Here is a 26,494-nt window from a genome sequence, read left to right on the forward strand (position 1 = left end):
TAAGTGGATAAGACTATTCAGTTAATTATTCAAACAATAAGCAATGGCTTTGTAGCGATTGTTTACAAATTCAGTATAGGCGTGAATTTATGGACACGCTATAGTGTTTAACATATTTATTTGGGAGCGTATTATGAATGTAGAATTATTAAAACAGTTGCGTACCTCTGTTGTGATGACAGGTTTATTGGCCGGTGCTCTAACGGTTGGAGCCTGTCAACAAAAGCAAGAGCCTGAGCAGAGCCTAGAAGACAACATAAGCGAAGAGCAATCTGTTCCTATGTCTGCCGAACCTGCCGAGCCCAATAATATGATAGTCGCTCCACAAGATGCGTCAGCCAGTGAGGTAGAGGATGATACTGTTGCTTCGGTGAACGGTGGTGTGACGCAGATAAACTACCTGTGTGCTCCTAAGTTGCAAGTTGCAGCAACTTATAAAGATACCGATAACCAAGTGGTCATTGCTACTGCTCAAGGAACAACAACCTTGATGAAAACCAATGACGCTAGCAATCCTGAAGTTTTTGAAGCAAAGACTGCTATGGATGGTGGAGAAGGTTTTGTCCAATGGCGTGTGGCACACGAAGCGCGTGAAACGGGCGTGATGCGCACAGCAGGTGCAGATGCCGCTAATGTGAACACTTATGAATGTAAGAAAACATCATAATCAATAAGCAAGCAATCAAGAAAAAAGCAACGTTGTCGTTGCTTTTTTTATATCTGATTTTTGAGTTATAGTCAAAATATCCTAAAAACGCGACGGTATTGCTGATATCAATTTCTTATTAACGGTCTATTTCTTTTGAATAGGGCTGCGCTCATGTTCCAAAAACCCTTCCTCTGTCACGTCTAGCTCTTCATGCTTAAGTGTGACTTCGATATTGTCAGTATGGGTGTGGGTACTCTTGTTGACATCGACTTCTTGAATGACATAGGTGTCTTTAGTGATGGTCGCTACTTGACGCGATAAGATAATCTCAATGGGCGCATCACCGATTTCAACTTGCTTGCCATTGATAGTCACGACCGCCTTGCTGTCGAGCGATGGTTCAACATGGCGCAGTATGTCCTTATCATCGTAATTGCCTGACAGTAAATCCTGACTTTCGGCATCATTATATTCGGTGCGGACGGTAATATATTCTTCTACCAACTCAATTGGCACTTGTATCGTCTTGGTTCGAGAGTGCTTAGTGACCGTGACCTTACCCACATCCAAGCGTTCTTTGTTAACGACAGGACGTTCTTCCAGTAACTCTAAACGCCCGCCATTGGCTTTTTGATTCAAGGTAGCCAATGGCTCTCTATCATGTTCAGGAGCAGGAAGTTTGTTTTCAGCACTATGATCAGCAATAGGCGGATTGGTGTCAGTCGCTAGCGATTGGTTATTATTTACTGGTTGATTTCGGCTGTCGTTATTATTATCGGCTGTCATTTTATTTTTCCTTATTATTAAATAAATTGCAAAAATATATCGTTGAAGATTTCTTAATTATTATAGAACATCAGGGTTATCGATTACTGTTAACTTCATTATAAAGCTTGTCATGAAGTATGCGAGTTTATAGTTAATTTACTATAAAAGAGTGGCAGCGTTAATCTCGCTTGAATTGAGGACATGCTCTGACACAAAAAAAGACCAGAGACGAACTCTGGTCTTTTTTAACTGAGTAGCATACTCAGCTATTTCTAATATTTGCATTTATCAACAGTCACTTTCCACTTATTTATCTAATTAAATGCATTAAGCAACTATTTTTGGCGTACTACATACCACGAGCACGGCGTACATCTTCAGCAGTAATACCGTCGCGGTCGACAATATTGCCTTCACGATCAACCACATTACCATCACGGTCAATATCTAGCTCTTCACGCTGAATGGTCTCAACGATAGTCTCAGTATGACGCTCAGTTGTTTTACCAACGTTCACTTCTTCAGAAACGTAGGTTTCTTTACCAACGCGGGCACGTTCTGCTGAGAGCTCTACTTCGATGCTTTCATTGCCATTCACATCACCGATATGACGATCAGTAGGGCGGTCAACATTGGTACGCTCGATGTTGGCATGCTCTTCTTCTAGTTCAACATCTACATTACGTTCTTCGGTCACGACATGCTTACCGACTTTTACTAGCCCTGCGACGATACGATCTTTGTTAACAGTCAAACGCTCTTCTAATAGCTCTAACTTGTTTGGCGCGTCGTAGTTATGCTCCGCAATTTCCATACGTTCTGCAGTTGGCACACTGTCAGCAACGAATGATTGGCGATCTTTTTCGTACTGCTCTTTATAGCTGTACTGATAATCATGGTCATAGACGTCCATCGCTTCTACTTGTGCTTGCGTTAAACTATCAAAGAATACATCATCACCAACGATACGTGCTAAACCTGCTGGTACTAATACTTCTTTTGAGCTAAACCAGCCTCCAGCGTCAACAATTAAGTAGCGAATACGACCAGTCGTATCTTCTACTAATGCGCCCTCGATTTTACCGATTTTTTCTTCATTAACACCGTAGGCTGTTTTGCCTGTTGGGTCATAATAGTCATCACCAATAAGATCACGGTGGGTAGCTTGGATGTCTTTTAAACGAATTAGTTGGCTCATTATTATCTTCCTTTTGTATGAGTAAATTATTAATAGTTTTTTTAGGTAGTTAAATTTTTGGTCTGGTAAAAAACTTTCAAAATTAATAAGTGATAAGTCATATAGATCTAAGTAGCTTCTACCTCAACTTGTAATTATCGTAACATCAGGATTTTGAATGAGATATATGAGGAAGGTAGCAAAGTGTGCACTTGAAGTAATTGCGTGTAAGATGCTGTAAAAGGAATGATAGATATATATATTTGAGTTAAGGCTTTCTTACGGTAAAGAACAAAACTTGTTTATTGAGAAATTTTTGCGCACAAAAAAACCGCAAAGCGTTTGGCAATGCGGTCTTTTAAAGAACAAAATACTATATTTTTAAGTCATACTTTAGCGCTTCAATGACACAGTGATTTTTAGTAATTACACTTTAAATCACAATGTTAACTTTAATACTCGTTACCTATGGTAGTTCAATGGCTACTGCTACTGCTTCACCGCCACCGATACATAAAGTAGCTACGCCTTTCTTACCACCAGTACGCTGTAAAGAGTTGATCAGGGTAATTAGGATACGTGCGCCAGAGCAGCCAACTGGATGACCAAGGGCACAAGCACCGCCTTCAATGTTTACTTTGGCATGCTCAATGTTTAGCTCATCCATTGCAGCCATGGTCACCATCGCAAAGGCTTCATTGATTTCCCATAGATCAACATCGGCAACTGACCAGCCTGCACCGGCTAATACTTTTTCGATTGCGCCAATGGGTGCAATGGTAAATTCGCTTGGATGACGCGAGTTCGAAGCCGTTGCCACGATACGTGCTTGATAATCAAGGCCTTCAGATTTTGCTTGCGACTCTTTCATAACTACGACAGCAGCAGCGCCATCTGAGATTGAGCTAGCATTGGCGGCGGTAATCGTACCATCTTTAGCAAAGGCTGGGCGCAACGTAGGAATGCGCTCTGCATTGGCAAGACCGGGCTGTTCATCGGTGTCGACGGTTTGCTCGCCTTTACGCGTCTCAAAAGTAACGGGTTCAATCTCATTTTTGAAATGATCGTCTTTAATAGCAGTGAGGGCGCGATTCAGCGACTCAATGGCAAAGTTATCCATTTGCTCACGGGTATAGCCTTTTTCAATGGCCATTTCTTGGGCGAATTGACCCATTAGTTTACCCGTTTCGGCATCTTCTAAGCCGTCTAGGAACATATGATCCTTGACTTCTTTATGGCCCATACGATAGCCACCACGTGCGCCTGGCATAATATAAGGAGCATTGGTCATGGATTCCATGCCGCCCGCAACTGCGACATCGAAGCTGCCCGCTTTGATACCGTCATGTGCTTGCATCACAGCTTTTAGACCTGAACCACAAAGTTTATTGATAGTGACAGCACCGGTGGCATCAGATAGACCAGCTTTACGCATGGCTTGACGCGCAGGGCCTTGACCCAAACCCGCTGTTAAGATACAGCCCATAATTACTTCGTCAATCTTGTCCGCGCTAACACCAGAGCGAGCAACAGCGGCTTTAATGGCTGTTGCGCCTAGGTCGGTTGCACTGACGTCTTTTAAAGCGCCTTGGAAGCCGCCCATTGGGGTACGTGCGCCGTTTAAAATTACAATTGCATCATTTGACATTATTGTTGTTCCTTTTCATTTGTTTTAATAAAAGTCTGTGTGTTTAAACAAAAAACGCGACTAAAATCATTTCTGTTAACGATAATATAAGTACGGCTGGATTTTATTCAAGGTTAAAACAATGGCTCATGAATGTGACTACAGTATTATCTATAGCAAAGTCTTAAAAGACTAAAATCAGCCATTATTAAAAACCAGTGATAAGCTTCTAACTTAAGCAAGCTCATCCAAACGAATGCGAACCACTTTATCGGTAATGGTGTTTAGCTTTTCAATTTTTTCAATGGCCAGATTCATCTGACTCTCGACCACTGGTAGCGTCAAGATAATGACGGGTACTTGACCCAGCTTATGGGCAGGCTTTTGTAAAATAGCATCGATGTTGATACCGGCATCGCTAAGTATACGAGTGATATCAGCCAATACGCCAGGATTGTCAAAAGCATGAACGCGTAAATAATAGCCCGTGATCATCTGCTCAGCACGCAAGATAGGCGTATCTGATAGTTGTTCAGGAATAAAAGCTAAGTGCGGCACATGGTGGCCGTGGTTGTTTTGATTACTGTTGCTTTGATCGTCGTTGTCCTTGCTGCCCAATACCCGAACCAAGTCCATCACATCTGCCATTACTGCAGACGCCGTAGCACCAGCGCCAGCGCCATCACCACAATATAGCGTCTGCCCAAGCGGGTGCGAATTGACCAACACCGCATTTTTTACGCCATTCACATTTGCTAGTAGCGCATCTTGAGGAATCAGTGTGGGGTGAACGCGTAGCTCAATACCTGCATCGTCGCCATTGCTGCCTCCGCTATCACGGCGCACCGCAAAGCCTAAGTGTTTGATACGATAACCAAGCTCTTCGGCATAGTTGACGTCTTGTAAGGTGATACCAGTAATGCCTTCACAGTAGACTTTATCAAACTGTAGCGGAATACCAAAAGCAATCGAGGCGAGGAGGGCCAGTTTGTGCGCTGCATCAATGCCTTCGACATCAAAAGTAGGATCTGCTTCGGCATAACCCAGCTCTTGCGCCTCACTCAGCACGTCTGCAAACGGACGACCTTTATCGCGCATTTCGGTCATGATAAAGTTGCCAGTACCATTAATGATACCCGCCAACCAATTGATTTTATTAGCAGCCAATGCTTCACGCATCACTTTGATGATTGGAATACCACCTGCGACCGCCGCTTCATAAGCGACGTGGACATTATTGGCTTCAGCGAAAGCAAAAATCTCATTGCCGTGCTCAGCCAACAAGGCTTTATTTGCCGTCACCACATGTTTGCCGTTTTTGATAGCGTGCATGATGACGTCTTTTGCGAGGGTAGTACCGCCGATCACTTCGATGACGATATCGACATTGTCACTGGCAGCAATGGCCATCAAATCACTGTTTTGCATAATATCGGGATCGATATCATCACGCTGACGGCGCGTACCGACTTCGGTAATAATAATATCGCGTCCGCTACGGCGTTTTAGCTCATCTAAATTATCATTGATTAAGTTGATCACGCCCGTTCCGACGGTGCCCAGACCAAGTATAGCTAGTTTGATGGAGTTGCTCACAGTATCCTCAAAAGGTTAAATATAGTGCAGCAATGACCAGCTGTTACGGTATCAGATGCGCTTACGGTACTAAACGTACGGTCTGCGCTCATCTTCCTAATGTCAGTCTTGCCATTGCTTCACTATAGTGGGATAAAAAATGCTTAGATAAAAAAGTATGTGGCTGATGTTGCCTTGCGCTTTATCGTATCATACCGACAAGCGCTTGTGACGTCTACTCAATGTCGCTGTGGTCAACAATATCAAAAATATATAACAGCTACTGAATCAATCGCTCGCGTTTAATTCAGTAGCTTACGTTCAATAGCCTGCGTTCGCTTAGATAGCACCAACTGCTTGAGCCAACTCGGCGGCTGGGAGATAACCACCTACTTGTTCGCCTGCTTCAGTAAATATCGCTGGCGTACCACGCACACCAAGTCTTGCGCCCAATGCCATATGCTCTTGCACCGGATTGCTACAGCTAGGCCCTTGGATATCTGCGCCTATTTTGGCCTGATTCATGGCAGCATTGCGATCCTCACTGCACCAAATCGCCTCCATTTTAGGCACTGATTCCTGACTACGTGGCCATGCGAGATAACGTACCTCGATACCGCGTGCATTGATGTCATCCATCTCTGAATGCAGCTTACGACAATAGCCACAGTCAGCATCGGTAAAGGCGTAGACCACAGCCTTGGTTTCACCTTTTGCAGGATAAATAATCATCTCGCTTTTATCGACGGCTTTTAGCGCTTCTTGCGCAGTACCAGCGACTAAGGCGGCGCTAATATCGACGGGGGCAGCGTCACCAACCGCAATGATTTGCCCTTGAATAATATGCTTGCCGGATTTGTCGGTAAAAAAAGCAGGCAGCCCTTCAGCGGTGACCCAATAGATATCATCCATATCAGTCGGCACGGCGGAGATGATTTTTTCTTCAATGCCAGAGGCGTTTAAGTTGGCTTGTAGTGCTTTAACCACAGCAGCGTCGCTTTCAGTCGTGATTGGGGCAGTGCTGGTTTTGGCTTGAGAGCTATTAACCACGCTAGCATTAGTACTGGTGGCATCGGCGGCATTGTTTGAGCAGCCAGCCGCGACGATGACCAATAAGGCACTCATCATGACCCGAGATAAATGGTTGCGTGAAAAATTAGCAGCAGTCAGCACGGCTTTCGAAAAAGGAGAGAAGGACATAGGGTGTTTCCTTTAGGCAGTCACGCCTAATAAAGGGTTCATAATAAAAGGGCTTTGTATGGTCTCTGACCCATCATGACGAGTAGGTCGTGTGGTAAGAAGGGCGACATTGGCTGGTTTTATCGCATTTATCAATCATAAAGGATAAGTAATCATATACGCTATATTAACATAATTTTTTTAATAACCTCTAAAGGCTATTTTTATACCCATCATAAACATAATGCATCGATGGCGGTTAAATTTGAAAAAATAAAATACATTTGTACTATTTCATATCGTCGCACCTATAGGTAGTCTACTGCTTATAATCACTTTTTATGATGACATCACTATTATGTTGCAACATTTATTTTGAAGTACTGTCATTTTGAAACATTTACTAATCTAAGCGAATTTATACTAAGGAGTGCGTATGGCAGGTGCCAGTTTGTTAACCCTACTTGATGATATCAGTGTAATACTCGATGACGTTTCGGTCATGACCAAGGTGGCCGCCAAAAAAACCGCAGGGGTGCTAGGTGATGACTTAGCCCTGAATGCGGAGCAGGTAACAGGGGTCAAAGCCAATCGCGAGTTACCAGTGGTTTGGGCCGTCGCTAAAGGTTCATTCATCAATAAGCTCATTTTAGTACCGGCCGCGTTATTAATCAGTACCATTTATCCACCCTTGGTGACGTTTTTGCTGATGTGTGGCGGGCTATTCTTAGCCTATGAAGGCGCTGAAAAGGTCATTCATAAGTTTTGGCCTCACGTCTTACCACACGACGAGGAGCAAAATGCCCGTCGGCAAGCCAATGCGGATGAAACCATCGATCTTGTTGCTTTTGAAAAAGAAAAAATCAAAGGCGCTATTCGGACAGATTTTATTTTGTCTGCTGAGATTATCGTCATTGCCTTAGGCTCAGCTGCAGGGGCAAGCTTGCTAGAAAAAAGCTTGGTACTCTCCATTATTGCGATAGCGATCACGGTTGGGGTATATGGCTTGGTTGCTGGTATCGTCAGAATGGATGATGCGGGTCTTTATCTGATGAAAAAATCAGGCAGTGTCACGCAAAAAATCGGTAAATTTTTGGTATCGGCGGCACCCAAGCTGATGAAGTTTTTAACTATCGCTGGGACATTGGCGATGTTCTTAGTCGGTGGTGGTATTCTGGTACACGGTATCGACTTTTTGCATCATGAAGTCGAAGACTTGGCGCATCTGACTGGCATATTTGAAAGTGCGACGACAATGCTGCTAAATGGTTTGGTCGGCTTGGTAGTAGGTGTGATCATGGTTGGCATTATGACGATGATTGGCAAAATACGCGGTAAGGATAAAGACGCTTCTTCTGCGCATTAAAGCGCTATAGTCAGAGCACTTTTAAATCGCTACAGTGTTACACGCCTTAGATGTACTCAGTGTACTATCTGCGGTCGGTCGCCTTGTAGCGATTCTAAAATTCCTTGCCTATACATTAAATATAATGCATATAAGCGATCAATGTTAAGACTTAAAGCAACCTATAGAATAAAAAAGCCCCAAAGTTGCTGACAACTTTGGGGCTTTTGCTTTTGGGCTCTACAATTAGCTTTCGCTGTCTGACTCACCAGACTCTAGCTTTTCAGCTTGCGTTGGCTTTTTATGGTCAGTCTTTGGCTTACGGCTGCGCGCCTTTGGTACTTTTGGCGTGGTTAAATTAAACATACCTGTTTGTGGCAATAGTTGCTCCGCCACATTCTCAATCATGTTTTTATAACTGGCAATCGTGGTTTTTGACTTAGCTGCCTGACTTTCTTCTTTAGTCAGTTGCTCCACTATAGGCTGCTCAGTTTCTGCTTGCTCAGCCTCAACATCTTTGACATCAGCAGTTTTATTGTCAATGCTATTATCATTGCCATTGCCACTGGCATTTGCCTCTTCTAGCGCTTGCTCTGCTTTTAGCAGTTGTTCGCTCTCAGCAGTGATATCGTATGTCTGCGTTTGATTGGCTAAGGCTGTCGCTTCTACCTTGTGCGCATCCACGTCGTTACCAGCTTGCTTAGACTCAGTGACTGGCTCGCTAGCGGTCATGGTTGGCTGCGCTGCTTGCTCATCAGCAATAGTGAGTACCGCTGGTTCCTGATAATCAGGATGTTGACCGCGTGGATCGTTGCTGGCACGTTTGCCAATAGCACGTGGCTCAACGGCTGTTTTGCCTTGCGCTGCCGCAAACTGACTGACCGCTTGCGTCATCGCTTCAAAGCGGGCAAGGTAATCCGCGGCTAAAGGTTGATAGCCGTAGTTGCTAAAGTCAAAGCGACGAGTGGCAAAGTCATTGTCGTCGCCTTTGTTCTCGCTTGAATCGCGTTCAACCTTAGCGCCATTAACAGCCGGTTGGGCTTGCTGCGTATGTGCTTCGATAGCAGCAATAAAGCAGCTGATGACACCATCATTTTTTAAACGACTTTCTGCATCGGTTAATGCCTTACGAACAAAGTCACCAACTGTACCACGAATGCTTGGTGCGCTTGTTACTACTTGCTCAGTTGCTTGCGGCTGCTCAGCAGATTGCGCTTGCTGACTACGAACGACACGTGGGTCATTGCTCGCTTGCCCGAACTTCTTAGCTGTCACGTAGCGTTTGGCAAACAATGCGTCATGCGTCAGCTCAAGCGCTGAGTTACTAGGGTTGCTAGTATCCGTCGCGGGCGTAGTTGCATTGCCGTCGTCAGTTTTTTGTGCGCTTGGTGCTGCTGCTACGCTAGCTGCCTCAGTAGTGACTGGCTTCTGACTATCCGCTTGACTGTCAACACTGTTTTTAGACGCTGTTTGCTCATCTACCGATGCTGTTTTGTCATTGACTTTACGGTCGTCTGTAGGTGCAGCCTGTTGCACCTGATCTGCCGTAGTGCTCACTTCTGCATCATTGCTTTTGCCAGTATTGGCTTGGGTATTGCCTTTTTGCGTCTCACTAACAGACTCATTATCCTGTTTAGCGTTACTTTTTATATCAGCGCTTTTTTCTTCAGTGATTTTTTCTTCAGCGCTTTTCACCTGAGCACTTTTCACCTGAGTACTTTTCTGACTGGTAACGTGCTGACTGGTACCGTGCTCATTCGTACCATGCTTGTCAGTATTTTTCACCGCGCTATTTTGCTGGTGGACACTTTCTTTAGCAGCGTTCTGCTGAGTATGACTATTGTCTGTAGGCTCTTTCGCTGCTTCGTCTTTCGTCGTATCGCGCGCGGAGCTTTGTTCTTCAGCTGACTGACGAGTTGTCTGTGTAGACTTGCTGTCATCTAAGGATAAGTGCACCACTTCTGGTGTCTTAAGCTCATTGGTTGCTTCATTGACCTGTAGCACTACTTCGTTAGGGTCTTGGTTTCGGCGTGTGCTTGATTGGTTCTTGCTAGCGCTGGTAGCCGTTTGCTGAGCGTTTTGCTTAACATTGTCAGCTGTTAGTGTATCGCCGCGCTCAAGCTTGCCGCGTGAGGCACGCTGAGCGTTCGACTTACGTTTAGTGCGAGTCTGCTCGTCTGCTGCCGCTGCCTCGTTACTGTCTTTTTGCTCAGTATCATCGCGATTTCCGTCGTTACGCCCGTTGTTATTACTATTACGGTTGCTATCTTGACGATTATTGCGGTTACGATCGTTAGGGCGTCTATTGCTATTGTCCTGCTGACGTTTGTCTTGGCTACTATCAGCTGACTTGTCATCAGTATTGGTTGCAGCGCTGCTATCGGCATTATTGTTGGCTACATCATCATTGCTCGTCTCGTCACGCTGCTCTTTTCTTTGATGCGGCTTAGAAGATCTTGATTTGCGCGGCTTACGTCTTCTTCTATCCTCAGCATTGTTGTCGTCACTGTCATTATCACTGTCCGTGTTGCGACGTGCTTGCTGACGGTTAGCGTTGGTATTCGACGCTTGGTTATCGCTTTTTTGGCTGCTCTCTGGTTGAGTCGTTTGCGATGTGCTCTGGGCATTGCCAGTCAACGCGCTATTATCAACTTGTCCGAAAGAGCCTAAACTTTGCCCACCATTGTTTACGAGGGCTTCGATGGCTTCTGCGGCATCACGACTACTGACACTATTGGTTGTTTGCGCCTGCGGGGCTTGTGCAAATAGATTCGACAACCATGCCACAGCTTGCGGCTGCACAGTCGTTGCAACACTAGCAGCTTGAGTGGTTACAGGCGCGGCAACGCTCGCTTTATTGTCTTGTGGTGCACGTGCTGACACAGCGTTATTGGCGTTCGTATTCGTATTATTACGACGCTCATTGCTATGACTGACGGTGCTAGTCTGCTGTTGCTCAGTTGCGCTTGGGGCAGTAGTAGGTGCGCGGTTAGCTGCTTGGCTTGTGGCGCTATTGTCTGCTACTTGACGTGGCTGGCGGGTCGGCTGCTGCTCGGGACGCTCTTTCTCAGCAGTTTGCCAGTCAACCTCGTAGCCAAGATCACTATGTTCTTGGGCTGTATCCGTAATACGCTCGTAGCTTGAAGGCGCAAAGCCATCACGGTTAAAGTGTAGCTTAAAGTTTGGTGACTCTAAATGTGCGTGCGGCAAGATGGTGATACGCGTACCACTGTCTTGCTCAAGATAAACTAAGGCATCGCGCTTTTCATTTAATAAGAAAGCGGCGATATCAGTCGGTACTTCGGCTTGCACTTCACCTTGACGCTCTTTTAGCGCAATTTGTTCAATCTGACGCATAATCGATAGTGACAGCGAGCGCAAGTCACGAATCATACCGTTGCCATGACAGCGCGGGCAGATATAACCCGTCGACTCTTCTAATGACGGACGCAGACGCTGACGGCTCATCTCCATCAGACCAAACTTAGAGATATCTCCAAATTGCACGCGCGCGCGGTCATATTTGGTGGCATCAATCAGACGTTTTTCCACTTCTTTTTGGTGCTTATTGTCATTCATGTCAATGAAATCAATGACAATTAAGCCGCCCATATCACGCAGACGCAATTGACGAGCAATCTCGTCTGCGGCTTCTAAGTTGGTATGATAAGCCGTCTCAGCGACATCTGAGCCTTTGGTCGACTTGGCTGAGTTGATATCGATAGAGACCAAGGCTTCAGTTTGATCGATAACGATTGAGCCGCCTGATGGCAGGCGCACTTCACGCTGATAGGCAGTTTCGATTTGTTTTTCGATATTAAAGCGCGAAAACATCGGCTCATAATCGGTATATTTACGCAGTTTTTCAGCTTGTTTTGGCATGACCGCATCGATGAAGCCTGCCGCTTCTATATAAGCGTTTTCGTTATCGATCCAAATCTCAGCAATGTCATCGCGTAGATAATCACGCACGGCACGAGTAACAACGCCCGCTTCTTGATGTACCAAGCGCGGTGATGGATATTTTTGGTTTTGCTCTTGGATGGCTTGCCAGATATTGAGCAGATGGTTTAAATCGTGTTGCAAATCTTCTTGAGTTTTACCAATACCAGCAGTACGAATAATGACGCTCATGCCTTTTGGCAAGTCAAGCCCGCCTAGCATGCGTTTCATATCTTCGCGCAATTTGCCCGAGATTTGACGCGAGATACCGCCGCCACGAGGGTTATTTGGCATCAATACCAGATAACGTCCGGCTAATGACACATAAGTCGATAGGGCAGCGCCTTTATTACCGCGCTCTTCTTTTTCGACTTGGACGATGAGCTCATCGCCTTCTTTAATCAATTTTTTGATATTTTCATCACGTGGATTGCCGCTAAGGTATTCGGCAGAAATCTCACGAATAGGCAAAAACCCTTGACGCTGTGAGCCATATTCGACAAACACGGCTTCAAGCGACGGCTCGACACGGGTGACGTGGCCTTTATAGATGTTAGATTTTTTTTGTTCGCGGGTACGGTTTTCTAAATCGAAATCGTAAAGATGGTTGCCTTTACATAAGGCGACACGAATTTCTTCGTTTTGAGTGGCGTTAATCAGAATGCGTTTCATACTATTATCCTATGAATACACAGGACAACGACTAATATATTGAAAAACTCTGAATGAAAAAACTTTTATGGTAAGTGGCTTTTATAACAAGCCACATTAACGATTTATTCAGACTGCCAATTGGACAGTGATCAATATAATAATAACCAAAGTAAGGAAGCGGTGGTAGCAAGGGACGCTAATATTAAGATTAGCTAAAAATACCAGATGATAGAGCAGCATTGTGCTCAGATAAAATTGAATAAATAAAAGAGCGTATTAAGTGGCACATATAAAAAAATTGCCTATTAATTCACAATGAATTGACTGCGTTTGAGCGTAGCAAACAGAGAGCTTTAAGTAGTTACTGATACAGGGTGTAAGGCTGTAATATTATCTACTGTCACACTTTAAGGGCTTGAAAACTACCGCTAAAATATCGACACCGACTGTCAACCGTTTTTATCGGCCTAGAGGCTTGGCGATTAACACCTTGCCATCGTAAGTTTTACCAAGATGATGAACATCTAAAGTGGTGAAGGGCATGTAATATACTTTGTAAGAGTCTATCGAAGCGCTTGCCACATGGTCACAATTCATTCGCTGTTCGGTTTATTCGCTAAACCGTTAAATTCAACGAACCTCTCAATATTAGCTCAAATCAAATCAATTGTTTTATCTATTATTTTAACTTATAACATCTATGTATTTTGGTGTCTGACCTTAAGAGTGCCACTGCGCTGCTGCTCAGCGGGGCGTACTTGGCAAACAGAATAGTAATCGGCGAATCGCTCGATTGGGTATATATCTTTTATATGACATCTATTATATCTGTTTGACCGCCAATATTCAGGCAGCTCTAAACTCTTAATATCGGACTACCATCACTTGCTCAATTGCGCGCGCTTGCATGATTAAAAATCAAGTCGTGGTCGTGCGTTAAATGAGTAGTTGTGTACTGCTATCGCTTGATACATGGGCGCGTTTGCTACCATGGTCAAGGCGATTATATTTGGTATAAATACCGTTTACTGGACGCTATGCCATGTGTTAATTGGCATTTTATCCTAAAAATTAGATGATGCGTGCAAAATTAGCTTGAAGTACAATGTAGGCCTCGTTACTAGCAAGTAGTAAAGATGGCGATAAGTTGTTTGAGACAATAACGATTATTGCCGCAACCTCTGCTTAATTGGCGCTCAACATGCTAAACTATAACAAATCTTTGTGTAAATACCTAACTAAAAATGACAAACTCCAAAATGACTGACGACGCAACTACCCATGAAGCTCCTGCTATCTTCAATAGCAAAACTCGCCCGCAAAGCGCCGACGATGAGATTAGTAACTTTGAAAAGGTCAATTACCTTGAAGTCACTCGCCATCAGCACGACCAGCGCTTAGATAACTTTTTATTGAACCGTCTAAAAGGTCTGCCCAAGTCGCACATCTATAAAATGATTCGCTCAGATGAGATTCGAGTTAATAATAAGCGCTGCAAAGCACACGATAGAGTGCAGCGTGAGGATGTGGTGCGTATCGCTCCTGTACAGCTGGCGACCCGTGAAAAACCCATTATCAGCACTGAATTTGCCAATAGCTTATTGGCGCGAGTGGTCTATGAAGACGATGGTCTGCTAGTGCTCAATAAGCCTTCTGGTATTGCCGTACATGGTGGCAGCGGCCTTGATTTTGGCGTTATCGAAGCCATGCGTGAAGTGACTGGTAAAAAATACCTAGAGCTGATTCATCGCATCGATAAAGATACCTCAGGTCTGCTGATGATTTCCAAGAAGCGCTCAGCGCTGAAAACCTTGCAGCAGCATCTCGTCGACAAAACCATCCAAAAGCATTATCTATGCATTGCTAAGGGTCAGCCTGCCCTGAATGAGCAACGTATCGATGCACCATTGCTACGCTATACACTGGCTAGTGGTGAGCGCCGCGTGAAAGTAGATGCGCAGGATCCTCAATCTAAAGAAAGCCAGACAGATATTATCGTGCATGGCCGTTTTATGATTGCCGGTCAGCCGGTCAGCTTAATCGAAGCGAAGCCACTAACGGGTCGTACCCATCAAATCCGGGTGCATTTGGCTCATCTGGGTCACGCTCTCCTAGGTGACGATAAGTATAACGTCCATGACAAATCTGGCGTGCATCGTCTGTGCTTGCATGCATGGCGCTTAGATATTCCGGGTTATAAGACTATTACCGCACCATTACCAGATGAGATGGCTGATTGGCTACCAGAGCAAACCAAGTTGCCTGAATAAACTTGACCGCTTTGCGCTCCATGTTAAAGTGTAGCCAGTATTAAGTGTTAACCCTAAACGTCATGCTCACTTATTGATTTGTATTAATAAGTCGGCGTGACGTTTTAGTATCTGTAATAAATGCACACCATTTACCAAGGCAAATTTATGAGTGAACAGTCTGATCATGGCTTAGCTGATAAGACGCTAGTTATTTTTGATTGGGACGGTACGTTGATGGATTCAATTGGTCTAATCGTTGAGTCTATGCATGTGGCTGGAGAGGCGCATGGCTTTCACACGACTGATCAAGCAGTCAAAGACATCATTGGTCTTAGCCTGATGAACGGTATTGAGATTTTGTATCCACAGGCAAGTAACACGCAAAAGCTGGCCATTCAGCAAAGCTACGCTGACTACTATATTCCAAATAGCCATCGCACACCGTTCTTTGCCCCTACGGAGGCCATGCTAAAGACTTTGCAACAGCAGGGTCGTAAGCTTGCCGTGGCTACTGGCAAAAAGCGGCGCGGACTGGATCGCGTATTGGATGCTTCGGCAAGTCATGATTATTTTGACATTACCCGCTGTGCTGATGAGTCAGGCTCAAAACCTGATCCACAAATGCTGACCGACATCTTGAATCATACGCAGCAGCCAATATCAGGCGCGGTATTCATCGGTGACAGTATCTATGATATTCAAATGGCAAATAAGCTGGGTATGACTAGCATTGCTGTCAACTATGGTACCGCATCCAGCGCCGAACTGGCTGCTCAGTTACCCACTTATCAGGTAGAGACACCGCAAGAATTAGCGAAACTGTTGTGCGGCTAGAATCAATGTGAACAAATACATGACAGCAAAAAAGGGTGTATCGCTATTAACGATACACCCTTTTTTTTATCAACTTTTATGAAGTACTACTAATACTCTGCTATTTACTTATCAGTTGGCAACTCATGGTTAGGCTGCTCATTATCTTCGAACATATCTTCTTCTGTAAGTGGCTCATCATCAAGCAGATTAAAAGAAGATTCAATGATTTTGTCATCACTAAGCTGGTACTCATACCAATTGCCCATTACCCCAGCCAATTCATCAAGCCCTTCTTTTCTTAAGGCAGAAAACAGTTGAATGGTGCATTTAAGACCTAACTTTTTTAGTCTTTTACGGGTATTGAGTAAGGCGTTTTTAGAAGCGCCATATTTCAATTTATCCGCTTTAGTCAGCAAAATATGGACAGGTAGATCACCTTCTTTGGCCCAAAATAGCATTTGCTCATCAAAGAATTTGAGCGGATGACGAATATCTGTCATCAACACCAAACCTGCTAGGCTTGAGCGCGATACCAGGTATTCTTCCAATTCGACCTGCCATTCTTTTTTCATCTCCAGCGGCACGGCAGCATAACCATAGCCTGGTAAATCAACCAGACGTCTGTGCTTGTCACCAATACTAAAAAAGTTAATCATCTGCGTACGCCCAGGCGTCTTGGACGAGCGCGCCAACTGCCGCTGGTTGGTCAATGCATTGATAGCCGAGGACTTACCCGCGTTTGAGCGTCCTGCAAAAGCAACCTCTAACCCGACATCAGGCGGACAAAGGCGAAACGTAGGTGCTGACGTCATAAACTCAGTTTGCTGAATTCGTTGGCGCGATTTGGTATTAAACACCGCATGTTCGGCGGCGACATCTGTAAACGGGGTACTCATAAATGGCTCATTAATCTGCAAAAAATTGGATACGGTAGTGAGAGTTGGGGGTTGGCTAATCGTTCAAGCGGCGCATCGAATAAATAAAACGCGAGTGGCTAAGGCTGATAGCAATGATCGTCTCAAATTAGTGACTATTCTATACTATTAACCGTCTTACTTATTGAAATGATGGCGATTAGTCTCATATAAACGACAGCATACCATTAAAGCGTAGTAGCGCTTAGCGAAAGTTCTTTACAGCACAATAAAGGCGTTACGAAAGCCAAACTCGATTCATGTATATTAAGTCGACATATATTGTTACAATGTTTAATGAAAAACGTTTAAGATCGTATTTAACTAAGCAAATATTAAATTAAACGTCTGAAAAACACATAAGGGGGTGTCCCATGTCTTCAATCACCACACTTTTTACCAAAACCTGCCGTCTGTTAGCAGGTAGCGGCGCAGCGCTCATCCTGACAACGGCAATGACAACCAGTGCCGGTGCTGCTGATATTGCTACGACCTATAATAACTCATGTGCGGCTTGTCACGATAGTGGCGCGTTGAATGCTATCAAAAAAGGCGACAGTGCTAAGTGGCAGCAGCTCATCCAACAAAAAGGCATGCCAGCTCTGATCAACTCAGTCAAAAGTGGTATGACACAGATGCCAGCTGGCGGACTCTGTGATAACTGTAGTAATGATGACTATCGCAAGCTGATTGACTATATGAGTAAATAGCAAAACGCATAAATAGCAGGTGCCTGACCAAAATTTTAGACGGATATAATAAAGCGCTAGGGGCATACCCCTCATGCGCTTTTTATTTTTCAGGCAGTTTTCTGTGGTAGCACCAATAGAAAAACCATTGGCTACTGTGACTGAGTAGGTATTAATTAGGGATTAAGTAGGCAAATACTATAAAGTCTTGCTATAATAATCCAAAATAAACCCTGATGTTAGTAAGTACTTTCAGACTGCTTGTAACAAGTCCATAAGATATATGCTGAACTCGCTAAATAGTAGCGCGACGTATATCAATGGGCTCGTCGATGCAACCACTCTAAATAATGCTTACGCCGAGCTAGTAGGATTTGTATCAATGAAAAAGTTAATCGCTGCTGCCAGTTTATGCGTTGCAAGTTTCAGCGTACAAGCTGCTATTGTTGTTCCCGAATATGACGTTAACGCCGGCAAGCAAATTGCAGAAACAGTCTGTGCAGCTTGTCATGGTGTTGACGGTGTCAGTGTTGTTCCTGCTCAGCCTAATTTAGGCGGCCAAAATGTTAAGTATCTCTATAAGCAGTTGGTCAATTTTAAAGCAGGCTACCGCAAAAACGGTATTATGCAGTCGCAAGTGGCGAATTTGTCGCAACAAGACTTGGCCAATGTGGCAGGCTATTATGCAAGCCAAGCACCTTGGGGTGTTGGCTTCGGTAATCCAGCGACTAACCAAGAAGCGACCAAGCTGTTTTTAGGTGGTGACAAATCTCGTGGCATTATTGGTTGTGCAGGTTGTCATGGTCCAGATGCGGCCGGTAATACTTGGGCGGCGTTTCCACGTTTAGGTGGACAACACTCGCAATATATTGCGACTCAGCTAAAACTGTTCCGTGCCGCTGGCCGCGAAGATGATATCGCAAGCGATGATCAAAAGCGTGCTAACGATGCAGCGAAAGAAGGCGAAAAGGGTATGATGCAGACAGTAGCTTCTAAGCTGTCAGATCGCGATATCCGTATTTTGGCCGACTATGTGAGCGCCGTTCACTAAGTGATATTGCTTAGCGTCGGCTATATTATAAATTGGCTGTATCATAGATAGCACCTTGCTATGGAACCGTCGCTTAGGTGTCAGCCATTATTTAGTTATTAAACCCCGATTTCGGGGTTTTTTTATAACTGCTAGTCCCTTATATTAGATAGTCCCTTATATTAAACAGACCTGTGTATTGTACAGAGGGTTATAAATTATCGTTATTCACTTTAGATCGTTTGGATTTAGATTATGATGATCCGCTATGCTTCTTATTTTATCGCCGCGTTGCTACCACTATTGTTGTTTCGCTGGTTTGCGCCTGCGTCCATTGGTGAGATTGACTTTTGGTTACTTTGGCTGTTGGCAATGCTATTGGTCTCACTGCCAGTGGTATATGCTGAGATTGCGCTCGCTTATCGTAGTGTCGATGCCCCGTTGGCAGGTATGCAGAAACTCACTCGTGAGGCTGATGCCAGTCCGTTATGGCGAAGCTTTGGTTGGTTGGCAGCCCTAGTTTCGATTATTATTGCCGCGTTAGTCATATCGGGCGCTAGCACGGGTATTGTATCAGCGCTTAGCGATATTAATAGTGCACCTGACATTCCAAGCTTTGCTATCGCTGCGGGATTGATGGTCATCGCCGTCTTATTAAGCTTACTCGGTGTTACGCCTTTACCGATTGGCTTAGGATTAATGCTCGTCGGCTTGCTGCTAGGGGTGGCGAATGGTTTGCCGAATATTGACTTTGCGATGACGGGTATCAGCTTAAGTGAATGGGCGCGCGCGGTTGCTTTAGCGCTAGTCAGTGTGGGGGCGGGTACAGGACTGTATTGGTTCGGTCAACATTTATCAACCAAGCAAGTCGTCACAGCGGTAGAGGTAGACAATATCAATGCGCAAAAGCCAGCACGCACTCGTGCCAATCAAGAATATCGGGCGACCAAGCTGGTATTGCCTATATGGATATTACAGTTATTGGTTGGCGTTGTAGCATTATTCATCAGTGGCATGGCACTACCGCCGATCGGACAACTGATTTATTGGCTAGGGGTGGTGTTTGTGGCGAGCTACTTGCTACATTATAGTGCACAGCAGTTGGCGCATAAGTTTGGACTGTTGGTTAGCTTGATGATAACTTTTGTGGTAGCGCTGGTACTAGTCCTCGTTATACCGACTACATGGCTAGTAGGTATACTGGTTATTATCAGTAGTATCACGGTATTGTTGTTGTCGATTTTCGCCGGCTGGCAGATGAAGATAAGCCATTTACGCAAGTCTCTAAACTTTGGCAATGAAGCGTTCTATAACCTATGGCGGGTAGCGATACGTCTCATTGTACCAGTGGCATTGCTATTGGCATTAATAGGCTGGGTGATGCAGTGGTTGAGCTAACGGCTGATGCGGTTGAATTTAACCATACTCGTAACAGTAATACTGTGGCCCAGTCTAAGCGGAGCGCGTTCATGACAGTATATCTGGCATATGCTGAAGAGGCGCAGCGTCAACATTATCTGACGTTGTCAGTCGCTGAGGGCACTACTTTGTATGAGGCACTCGCGCAAGCAGGCTGGTTGATGCAATTTCCAGCATTGGCAACGTGGTGTGAGGAAGTGGTACATGTGACAGCACCAGCGGCTAAGCGTTGGCATGTAGGTATCTACGCCCAAAAGCAGCCGCTAAACTATCAATTGCAGCCGTTTGACCGGATAGAAGTCTATCGCAGCTTAAGCGCTGATCCTATGTCTCAGCGCAAAAGTAAGTCTCGAGGTTAATCATTTAGCCGAACCGTTAAGCTTAAGCGTTATCAAGTCTGCCATTTTGAGACTAACAACCAATAAGCCTAAATTTACATCAGAATTATTGGGCAGGCAGGGTTTCGATACCTTCGATGCGACTGACCAAGCCGTTATCATCAAAATACACCACTAAATGTTGGCTAGCGTTTTTGACATTAGCGATGCCTTTACGTTTACCTTCTGTGCCCGCTTTATAATCGTAAATATAGTCCCAACGTTTAGGCTCTAGCGTATCTTTAATCGCTGGGCTGCCCAAAATATAAAGGACTTGGTTTTGGTTCATGCCCACTTGCAGTTTTTGTGCTTGCACTTGGGTAATCGCAGTCCCTTGTGGCAAATCAATCTTATACACACTCATTAATGAGCAGCCAGACATCACAACCGAGGCACTAAGCATACCGGTCAGGACAATCTTGCGTAATGCGCTTGCGCGGCTTAACGGACGAAAATTTAATGTCTTTATCATGGTAAGATGACTCATAAAAAATGGATTAGGTGCGGTCAAGAAGCGTTGCTGCTGGTCTTGCCGACAATCTTGGACAAATGATACGTCATTTACTTGCAATTGCCTACCACTTACGACATTATTTACCAAACACTACCTCACGTATTGGATGTTTTATATTTCAAATTCATAGACTTGCGGTGAGGTTTAACCACGCTAACCATGCTAAAAATTTTCGCAAGATAAGCCAGTTTAGGGCTATTTGAATTTTTAGTATTTAATTAATAATAATCATTGGCGATTATTTACCTCATGTTCTTTAGTTTTTATTTGCTAAGACTTAACAGTCAGAAGGGATATTATGGCTTCTTTTACCAATCAAGATTTACGTAAAGCAGGATTAAAAATAACGTTACCGCGTATCAAAATTTTAGAGTTGCTTGAGCGCGCAGAGCTGCATCATATGAGTGCAGAAGAGGTCTACAAAGCACTGATTGAGCAAGGTGAAGATGTAGGGCTAGCGACCGTCTATCGCGTACTGACCCAGTTTGAACAAGCAGGGATTGTTGAGCGCCATAACTTTGAAAACAATTTATCTGTGTTTGAGATTACCCAAGCAGAGCATCATGATCATCTGGTTTGTGACGTTTGCGGCAAGATTATTGAGTTTCATAATGAAACTATTGAAGAAGAACAAATCAAAGTCGCCGCTGAGCATGGCTTTAAGCTATCGGGTCATTCATTGGTACTATATGGCATTTGTAACAATCAAGAATGTCGCGACAGCGCAAAATAATGGCTATATGACCACTTAATAGATGCTGATATTAATGCATGCAAAAAACAGCCCTCATGATTGAGGGCTGTTTTTTTATTGACTGACTTATTTGCTACAGATTAGCTGACGTCTAAGGACAAGCTATCAGCACCTTCGTCTAAATTGGCGTTACTATTTTTGCTGCTGAGTTTGATTTTTAAGCGCAGATCATTGGGGGAGTCGGCGTGCAATATCGCTTCTTTATAAGTGATTTCGCCATGCTCATACAAGTCAAAGAGTGCTTGGTCAAAGGTTTGCATGCCGCTGTCACGCGAGCGCGTCATGACATCTTTGATTTCGTGCACTTCGCCTTTACGGATATAGTCGCTGATCAGTTGTGAGTTTAATAAAATCTCAATAGCTGCCCGTCGACCTTTACCGTCTGGGGTTGGAATCAATTGCTGGGCGATAATGGCTTGCAAGTTCAGCGACAAATCCATAAACAACTGATTGTGGCGACTGGTTTCAAAAAAGTGAATGATACGGTCAATTGCTTGGTTGGCATTGTTGGCGTGCAAAGTAGCAAATACCAAATGGCCTGTTTCTGCATATTGGATCGCATAACTCATGACCTCGCGGTTACGAATCTCACCAATCAAAATAACGTCTGGCGCTTGGCGCAAGGTGTTCTTTAGACCGGCCTCAAAGGAGTGAGTATCGATACCGACCTCCCGCTGAGTAATGATACAACCACGATGTTTGTGGACAAATTCAATCGGGTCTTCGATGGTAATAATATGACCATGAGAGTTTTGGTTACGGTGACCGATCATGGCAGCCAAGGTGGTCGATTTACCCGTACCAGTTGCGCCGACCAATAAGATAATACCGCGTTTTTTCATGGCCAGCTCTTTTAACGCTGGCGGCAGACGTAGCTCTTCGACGGTTGGGATCTTATTTTCGATTTTCCGTAAAATCATGCCTGCCATATCGCGCTGTATAAAGGCACTGACTCGAAAGCGTGCTTGCTGCGCTTCATCAGTAATGGCAAATTGACACTCATTGGTCTCTTCGAACTCTTGGCGTTGGCCTGCTGTCATCACACCTTTAACCAATTTCATGGTTTGTTCAGCGCTCAGAGGCGTCTTACCAACCGGTAGAATCTTGCCATTTATTTTCATGGAAGGCGCTACATCAGCGGTAATAAAAAGGTCGGAGCCGTTTTTATTGATCATCAACTGTAATAATTTATCAATATCCATATCGTACCTGCATTCGATGTAAATCGATTAAAAATTGTCTAATATCAATTTTTAAAGATCAGTCATCATGATCATTAAAAACAAATAAGGTGTAAAAAAATCACTGACTATTAGGGATTTTCATCAAATAGGAAGTGTCAACCAATCAGCAATACTATAACTATAAAAATGCTTCAGGCTGTTTGGCATAAGGACGAGCAACGTCTTTGCTAATCGTGCCTTTGGTCACAAGGTTCTTAAGCGTTTGATCTAGGGTAATCATGCCATCGCCAGCCCCTGTCTGGATAGCCGAGTACATCTGGGCAATTTTATTCTCACGAATCAAGTTACGAATCGCTGGCGTACCCAGCATAATTTCATGCGCGGCAATCCGTCCCCCAGTTTGGCGACGCAATAGAGTCTGTGAGATTACCGCTTGTAGCGACTCTGACAGCATGGCGCGAATCATGTCTTTTTCGGCCGCAGGGAATACGTCAATCACGCGGTCAATGGTCTTAGCCGCTGAGCTGGTATGCAGGGTACCAAAGACTAAGTGCCCCGTCTCAGCAGCTGTGAGCGCAAGTCGAATGGTCTCAAGGTCACGTAGCTCGCCGACGAGGATAACATCGGGATCTTCACGCAATGCTGAACGTAGCGCTGGCTCAAAACCCAAGGTATCACGGTGTACTTCGCGTTGGTTAATCAGACTTTTTTTAGATTCATGGACAAATTCAATCGGGTCTTCGATGGTCAAAATATGCTCTTTACGGCTCTCATTGATATAATCAATCATAGCCGCTAGGGTCGTTGACTTGCCTGAGCCTGTCGGACCTGTTACTAGCACGACGCCACGCTTGAAGTCGGAGACGCGTTTAAACACTTCACCCATACCCAAGTCTTCCATGGTCAGAACTTTGGAAGGAATGGTACGAAAGACAGCACCGGCACCGCGATTTTGGTTAAAAGCGTTAACCCGAAAACGTGCTAAGTTAGGAATTTCAAAAGAAAAATCCGTCTCATAAAACTCTTCAAAGTCAGCGCGCTGCTTATCATTCATGATGTCATAAATAAGTTGATGCACCACTTGATGTGTCATCGTTGGCATATTGATGCGCGTCATCTCACCGTCGACCCGAATCATCGCTGGCATGCCGGCTGAAATATGTAAATCCGACGCTTTATGTTTGACCGTAAAACGCAGCAGATCTTCGATGCTTAGATTGTTTTTTTCAGCCATAATCAGGCATTCCTATCAATGAATAAAGGTAAGGCAAAAAGAGCTTAGCAGCAGGTTTTAAACAATAACCTTTTCACTCATCCTATGCTAGCTCAGTTATTTGGCGATGGAGTAGGTCATGGTTGTTACTGTTACTACTATTTTTAGTAGCATATGTTAAACCATGTAACAATATCATAACAAGACTCTTGGCATTTAACCATCTACTAGGCTAAGAAAATGTAAAATTAGGCAGTCATTTATTTATTGTTTAAATTTTGCTCATGGCAAAATTTTTATAAAAGTCTTAATAACAGCCAAAACAAATAATTGAGTAATTTATCCTTGTGAGCCATATATGAAAGATGCTGAAAATAATATTGATAAGGTAAGCCTCGTTGACAATTGGCAACAGGTAAAAGAGCAGGTCGCGCAGGCAGAGCAACAAGCCAAAGACAGTGCAGTAGATGAGGTCATTTTACTTGCGGTTTCTAAAACCAAACCTGCTGACATGATTGCGGCGTTAGCCAAGCAAGGTCAGTATCACTTTGGGGAAAATTATCTACAAGAAGCTATCGAAAAAATCAGTACTTTAAAATCTCAGACGGTTGGTGACGCTATCGTTTGGCATTATATTGGCAGTATCCAGCGTAATAAGACGCGCGATATCGCTGAGCATTTTGACTGGGTACAAACGGTTGAGCGTGACATTATTGCGAAGCGTCTAAACGACCAACGTCCAAGTGAGTTGTCGCCACTAAACGTTTTGATTCAAGTCAATATTGATAATGAAGACAGCAAGTCAGGGTGTTTACCAGCCCAGTTACCAGCATTGATCAACATAATGAAAGGCTATGAGCGTTTGCAGTTGCGTGGTCTGATGATTATTCCCGCAAAAGCCAACACCGATGCTTTTGCTCGCACCAAGCAATTATTTGAAGACATTAAGCGCGATCATCCAGAATTAACTGGTTGGGATACGCTTAGCATGGGTATGAGTGATGATATGGCAGAGGCGATTGCCAATGGCTCGACCATGGTGCGCGTCGGTACCGCCATATTTGGTGCTCGAGATTAGGGCGTGTCCTCAATTCAACAGACCTTAACTACGCTAAACAACCACTTCAAGTTTGGTCACCAGCAGCTGATTGATTTTCAGCTTATCCGTGTCCAGAATCTCAAAACGATAATTGGCATATTCGATGCTATCGGTTTTCTTAGGGATTTTGCGGAGCATATACATCATAAAACCGCTGATCGTTTCATAGTTTTGGCTGTTGGGTAAATTGACGATACCCAATGAGCGAATGACATCCTCGATTGGCGTCATACCGTCGATTAACCAGGAGTTATCGGTACGTTGGACGATAGGCTGCTCCTCTAGCGTGACCAGCTCGCCCATGACAATACTCATCACATCTTTTAGGGTAATGACGCCTACCGCCAGCGCATATTCATTGACGATCACCGCAAAGTCAGCGCCCGTCGATTTAAACATCTCAAGCACTTCAAATAAAGATAAGGTATCAGGGATAAAAAGCGCCGGTTTTAATAATGCCTTATCGGTTAAGCTTACCTCTTGCTGATTCAACACTAAAGCTAAAAAACTGCGTGACTCCACATAGCCCATAATATGTTCTAAATCATCGTCAAGACAAACCAAAAATTTATTATGCGGCTGCTTAATCATCACCTCGACAATTTTTTCGGTACTGACTTTGCTGTCAAAATATACAATATTCTCGCGTGGATTCATCACTGAGGTGACGGTACGCTCTTGCATCTCAAAGATATTTTCAATCAGGTGATGCTCTTGGTGTTTGATGACACCCGCTTCCGCACCGGCATCCATCACCGCGACAATATCCTCGGATGTCATCTCATCTTTACGTACCGTAGAGATGCCTAGCAGCTTAAAGAGAAAATTCGCCGCACCATCAAACACCCATATGATAGGTTTTAAGATAAAAATCAAAAATATCATTGGTCGTACGACTTTGATGGCGATAGGTTCAGAGTTGGACATGGCGAGACGTTTTGGCATGAGGTCGGCAAACAGGACAAAAACGCTGGTGACAATGATAAATGACACCACAGAGGCGAGCGCTTCATGACCGAACAAGCGCACTAAATAGGGGCTGATGGCTGACTCGCCGATGACACCGGCCAAAATGGCCACCGCATTGAGCGCGATTTGTACCACGGTAATAAAACTGCCAGGGTGTTCTTGCATATTGAGGACATCAAGCGCGCGTACTTCGCCTTCTTTGGCCATCACTTGTAGTTTGATTTTTCGGGCGGAGGCTAGGGCCAGCTCGGAGCTAGAGACAAGGGCGCTGAGGGCAATTAGCAAAAAGATAAACACACTAGCAGTTAGCAAGCTCATGACATACTCGGATAGAAATAGGTAGGGGTA

21 protein-coding genes are annotated in these 26,494 nt (G+C 44.4%); 10 read left to right on the top strand and 11 right to left on the bottom strand.

All coding sequences use genetic code 11. From position 1 onward, the window contains the following. Positions 1-133: 133 nt before the first annotated feature. Entirely contained in the window at positions 134-667 is a 534-nt protein-coding gene (locus ACSUPM_RS01795) for a hypothetical protein (RefSeq protein ID WP_436880138.1), read from the top strand. A 126-nt stretch (positions 668-793) separates the two neighbouring features. Here the strand turns inward: ACSUPM_RS01795 and ACSUPM_RS01800 are convergent, their stop codons facing one another. From ACSUPM_RS01800 to ACSUPM_RS01820, 5 genes are all read right to left on the bottom strand, one after another. After that, positions 794-1,435, bottom strand: coding sequence for a YsnF/AvaK domain-containing protein (locus ACSUPM_RS01800; protein WP_436880139.1), 642 nt, complete (start codon positions 1,433-1,435; stop codon positions 794-796). A 331-nt stretch (positions 1,436-1,766) separates the two neighbouring features. Continuing rightward, entirely contained in the window at positions 1,767-2,615 is an 849-nt protein-coding gene (locus tag ACSUPM_RS01805) for a DUF2382 domain-containing protein (protein ID WP_436880140.1), read from the bottom strand. A gap of 445 nt (positions 2,616-3,060) precedes the next feature. Further along, on the bottom strand, positions 3,061-4,242 hold the full coding sequence (locus ACSUPM_RS01810) for a thiolase family protein (RefSeq protein ID WP_101210791.1): 1,182 nt from the start codon (positions 4,240-4,242) through the stop codon (positions 3,061-3,063). Between the two features lie 213 nt (positions 4,243-4,455). Continuing rightward, positions 4,456-5,817 (bottom strand): homoserine dehydrogenase, encoded by a 1,362-nt coding sequence (locus tag ACSUPM_RS01815; RefSeq protein WP_025651716.1) that lies wholly within the window; start codon positions 5,815-5,817, stop codon positions 4,456-4,458. Between the two features lie 318 nt (positions 5,818-6,135). Continuing rightward, positions 6,136-6,996 carry a DsbC family protein gene (locus ACSUPM_RS01820; RefSeq protein WP_436880141.1) on the bottom strand — a complete coding sequence of 287 codons (861 nt, stop codon included), beginning with the start codon at positions 6,994-6,996 and terminating at the stop codon, positions 6,136-6,138. A gap of 415 nt (positions 6,997-7,411) precedes the next feature. Between ACSUPM_RS01820 and ACSUPM_RS01825 the strand changes: the two genes are divergently transcribed. Continuing rightward, entirely contained in the window at positions 7,412-8,341 is a 930-nt protein-coding gene (locus tag ACSUPM_RS01825; protein WP_201575830.1) for a DUF808 domain-containing protein, read from the top strand. Between the two features lie 225 nt (positions 8,342-8,566). On the opposite strand, the gene ACSUPM_RS01830 is transcribed toward ACSUPM_RS01825, so the two are convergent. Further along, positions 8,567-12,934: an Rne/Rng family ribonuclease gene (locus tag ACSUPM_RS01830; RefSeq protein WP_201575821.1), complete on the bottom strand. Its 4,368-nt coding sequence runs from the start codon at positions 12,932-12,934 to the stop codon at positions 8,567-8,569. Between the two features lie 1,241 nt (positions 12,935-14,175). On the opposite strand from ACSUPM_RS01830, the gene ACSUPM_RS01835 reads away from it, so the two are divergent. Together ACSUPM_RS01835 and ACSUPM_RS01840 are read left to right on the top strand one after the other, a co-directional pair. After that, entirely contained in the window at positions 14,176-15,186 is a 1,011-nt protein-coding gene (locus ACSUPM_RS01835; protein ID WP_201566129.1) for an RluA family pseudouridine synthase, read from the top strand. A 147-nt stretch (positions 15,187-15,333) separates the two neighbouring features. Then, positions 15,334-16,002, top strand: a complete 669-nt coding sequence (locus tag ACSUPM_RS01840; RefSeq protein ID WP_201575819.1) for an HAD-IA family hydrolase — start codon at positions 15,334-15,336, stop codon at positions 16,000-16,002. Positions 16,003-16,106: 104 nt separating this feature from the next. On the opposite strand, the gene yihA is transcribed toward ACSUPM_RS01840, so the two are convergent. Next, positions 16,107-16,880 (bottom strand): ribosome biogenesis GTP-binding protein YihA/YsxC, encoded by a 774-nt coding sequence (gene yihA, locus ACSUPM_RS01845; protein ID WP_025651710.1) that lies wholly within the window; start codon positions 16,878-16,880, stop codon positions 16,107-16,109. 392 nt (positions 16,881-17,272) lie between these two features. Between yihA and ACSUPM_RS01850 the strand changes: the two genes are divergently transcribed. The 4 genes from ACSUPM_RS01850 (at position 17,273) to ACSUPM_RS01865 (ending at position 20,395) form a co-directional block, all read left to right on the top strand. Then, the gene (locus ACSUPM_RS01850; protein WP_101210784.1) at positions 17,273-17,608 is read left to right on the top strand and encodes a c-type cytochrome; all 336 of its coding nucleotides are present in this window, start codon (positions 17,273-17,275) and stop codon (positions 17,606-17,608) included. 361 nt (positions 17,609-17,969) lie between these two features. Next, positions 17,970-18,638 (top strand): c-type cytochrome, encoded by a 669-nt coding sequence (locus tag ACSUPM_RS01855; RefSeq protein ID WP_025651708.1) that lies wholly within the window; start codon positions 17,970-17,972, stop codon positions 18,636-18,638. A gap of 234 nt (positions 18,639-18,872) precedes the next feature. Beyond that, positions 18,873-20,015, top strand: coding sequence for a hypothetical protein (locus tag ACSUPM_RS01860; RefSeq protein ID WP_201566131.1), 1,143 nt, complete (start codon positions 18,873-18,875; stop codon positions 20,013-20,015). A gap of 71 nt (positions 20,016-20,086) precedes the next feature. Continuing rightward, entirely contained in the window at positions 20,087-20,395 is a 309-nt protein-coding gene (locus tag ACSUPM_RS01865) for an RnfH family protein (protein WP_436880142.1), read from the top strand. Positions 20,396-20,480: 85 nt separating this feature from the next. Here the strand turns inward: ACSUPM_RS01865 and ACSUPM_RS01870 are convergent, their stop codons facing one another. Beyond that, positions 20,481-20,900, bottom strand: coding sequence for an outer membrane protein assembly factor BamE (locus ACSUPM_RS01870; RefSeq protein ID WP_201566150.1), 420 nt, complete (start codon positions 20,898-20,900; stop codon positions 20,481-20,483). Between the two features lie 325 nt (positions 20,901-21,225). Between ACSUPM_RS01870 and fur the strand changes: the two genes are divergently transcribed. Beyond that, positions 21,226-21,660 carry a ferric iron uptake transcriptional regulator gene (gene fur / locus ACSUPM_RS01875; RefSeq protein WP_025651704.1) on the top strand — a complete coding sequence of 145 codons (435 nt, stop codon included), beginning with the start codon at positions 21,226-21,228 and terminating at the stop codon, positions 21,658-21,660. A 101-nt stretch (positions 21,661-21,761) separates the two neighbouring features. Here fur and ACSUPM_RS01880 read toward each other — a convergent pair whose 3' ends face one another. Beyond that, complete coding sequence (locus ACSUPM_RS01880; protein ID WP_025651703.1) at positions 21,762-22,883, bottom strand: PilT/PilU family type 4a pilus ATPase; 1,122 nt, start codon at positions 22,881-22,883, stop codon at positions 21,762-21,764. A 160-nt stretch (positions 22,884-23,043) separates the two neighbouring features. After that, positions 23,044-24,099 (bottom strand): type IV pilus twitching motility protein PilT, encoded by a 1,056-nt coding sequence (locus tag ACSUPM_RS01885; protein WP_201566133.1) that lies wholly within the window; start codon positions 24,097-24,099, stop codon positions 23,044-23,046. A 337-nt stretch (positions 24,100-24,436) separates the two neighbouring features. Here ACSUPM_RS01885 and ACSUPM_RS01890 point away from each other — a divergent pair, with 337 nt between their 5' ends. Then, positions 24,437-25,156: a YggS family pyridoxal phosphate-dependent enzyme gene (locus ACSUPM_RS01890; protein WP_101210783.1), complete on the top strand. Its 720-nt coding sequence runs from the start codon at positions 24,437-24,439 to the stop codon at positions 25,154-25,156. Positions 25,157-25,189: 33 nt separating this feature from the next. On the opposite strand, the gene ACSUPM_RS01895 is transcribed toward ACSUPM_RS01890, so the two are convergent. After that, positions 25,190-26,464: a hemolysin family protein gene (locus ACSUPM_RS01895; RefSeq protein ID WP_025651700.1), complete on the bottom strand. Its 1,275-nt coding sequence runs from the start codon at positions 26,462-26,464 to the stop codon at positions 25,190-25,192. Positions 26,465-26,494 lie beyond the last annotated feature (30 nt).

The organism is Psychrobacter okhotskensis (genome assembly GCF_965638355.1).
GTDB lineage: Bacteria > Pseudomonadota > Gammaproteobacteria > Pseudomonadales > Moraxellaceae > Psychrobacter > Psychrobacter okhotskensis.

Excerpts from the sequence above, each read along its gene's own strand:
- ACSUPM_RS01810 (WP_101210791.1), bottom strand. The coding sequence starts at position 4,242 with ATGTCAAATGATGCAATTGTAATTTTAAACGGCGCACGTACCCCAATG.
- yihA (WP_025651710.1), bottom strand. The coding sequence starts at position 16,880 with ATGAGTACCCCGTTTACAGATGTCGCCGCCGAACATGCGGTGTTTAAT.
- ACSUPM_RS01800 (WP_436880139.1), bottom strand. The coding sequence starts at position 1,435 with ATGACAGCCGATAATAATAACGACAGCCGAAATCAACCAGTAAATAAT.
- ACSUPM_RS01860 (WP_201566131.1), top strand. The coding sequence starts at position 18,873 with ATGATGATCCGCTATGCTTCTTATTTTATCGCCGCGTTGCTACCACTA.
- ACSUPM_RS01830 (WP_201575821.1), bottom strand. The coding sequence starts at position 12,934 with ATGAAACGCATTCTGATTAACGCCACTCAAAACGAAGAAATTCGTGTC.
- ACSUPM_RS01865 (WP_436880142.1), top strand. The coding sequence starts at position 20,087 with ATGACAGTATATCTGGCATATGCTGAAGAGGCGCAGCGTCAACATTAT.
- fur (WP_025651704.1), top strand. The coding sequence starts at position 21,226 with ATGGCTTCTTTTACCAATCAAGATTTACGTAAAGCAGGATTAAAAATA.
- ACSUPM_RS01855 (WP_025651708.1), top strand. The coding sequence starts at position 17,970 with ATGAAAAAGTTAATCGCTGCTGCCAGTTTATGCGTTGCAAGTTTCAGC.
- ACSUPM_RS01805 (WP_436880140.1), bottom strand. The coding sequence starts at position 2,615 with ATGAGCCAACTAATTCGTTTAAAAGACATCCAAGCTACCCACCGTGAT.
- ACSUPM_RS01795 (WP_436880138.1), top strand. The coding sequence starts at position 134 with ATGAATGTAGAATTATTAAAACAGTTGCGTACCTCTGTTGTGATGACA.
- ACSUPM_RS01895 (WP_025651700.1), bottom strand. The coding sequence starts at position 26,464 with ATGAGCTTGCTAACTGCTAGTGTGTTTATCTTTTTGCTAATTGCCCTC.
- ACSUPM_RS01820 (WP_436880141.1), bottom strand. The coding sequence starts at position 6,996 with ATGTCCTTCTCTCCTTTTTCGAAAGCCGTGCTGACTGCTGCTAATTTT.
- ACSUPM_RS01835 (WP_201566129.1), top strand. The coding sequence starts at position 14,176 with ATGACTGACGACGCAACTACCCATGAAGCTCCTGCTATCTTCAATAGC.
- ACSUPM_RS01850 (WP_101210784.1), top strand. The coding sequence starts at position 17,273 with ATGTCTTCAATCACCACACTTTTTACCAAAACCTGCCGTCTGTTAGCA.
- ACSUPM_RS01890 (WP_101210783.1), top strand. The coding sequence starts at position 24,437 with ATGAAAGATGCTGAAAATAATATTGATAAGGTAAGCCTCGTTGACAAT.
- ACSUPM_RS01880 (WP_025651703.1), bottom strand. The coding sequence starts at position 22,883 with ATGGATATTGATAAATTATTACAGTTGATGATCAATAAAAACGGCTCC.
- ACSUPM_RS01870 (WP_201566150.1), bottom strand. The coding sequence starts at position 20,900 with ATGAGTCATCTTACCATGATAAAGACATTAAATTTTCGTCCGTTAAGC.
- ACSUPM_RS01825 (WP_201575830.1), top strand. The coding sequence starts at position 7,412 with ATGGCAGGTGCCAGTTTGTTAACCCTACTTGATGATATCAGTGTAATA.
- ACSUPM_RS01885 (WP_201566133.1), bottom strand. The coding sequence starts at position 24,099 with ATGGCTGAAAAAAACAATCTAAGCATCGAAGATCTGCTGCGTTTTACG.
- ACSUPM_RS01840 (WP_201575819.1), top strand. The coding sequence starts at position 15,334 with ATGAGTGAACAGTCTGATCATGGCTTAGCTGATAAGACGCTAGTTATT.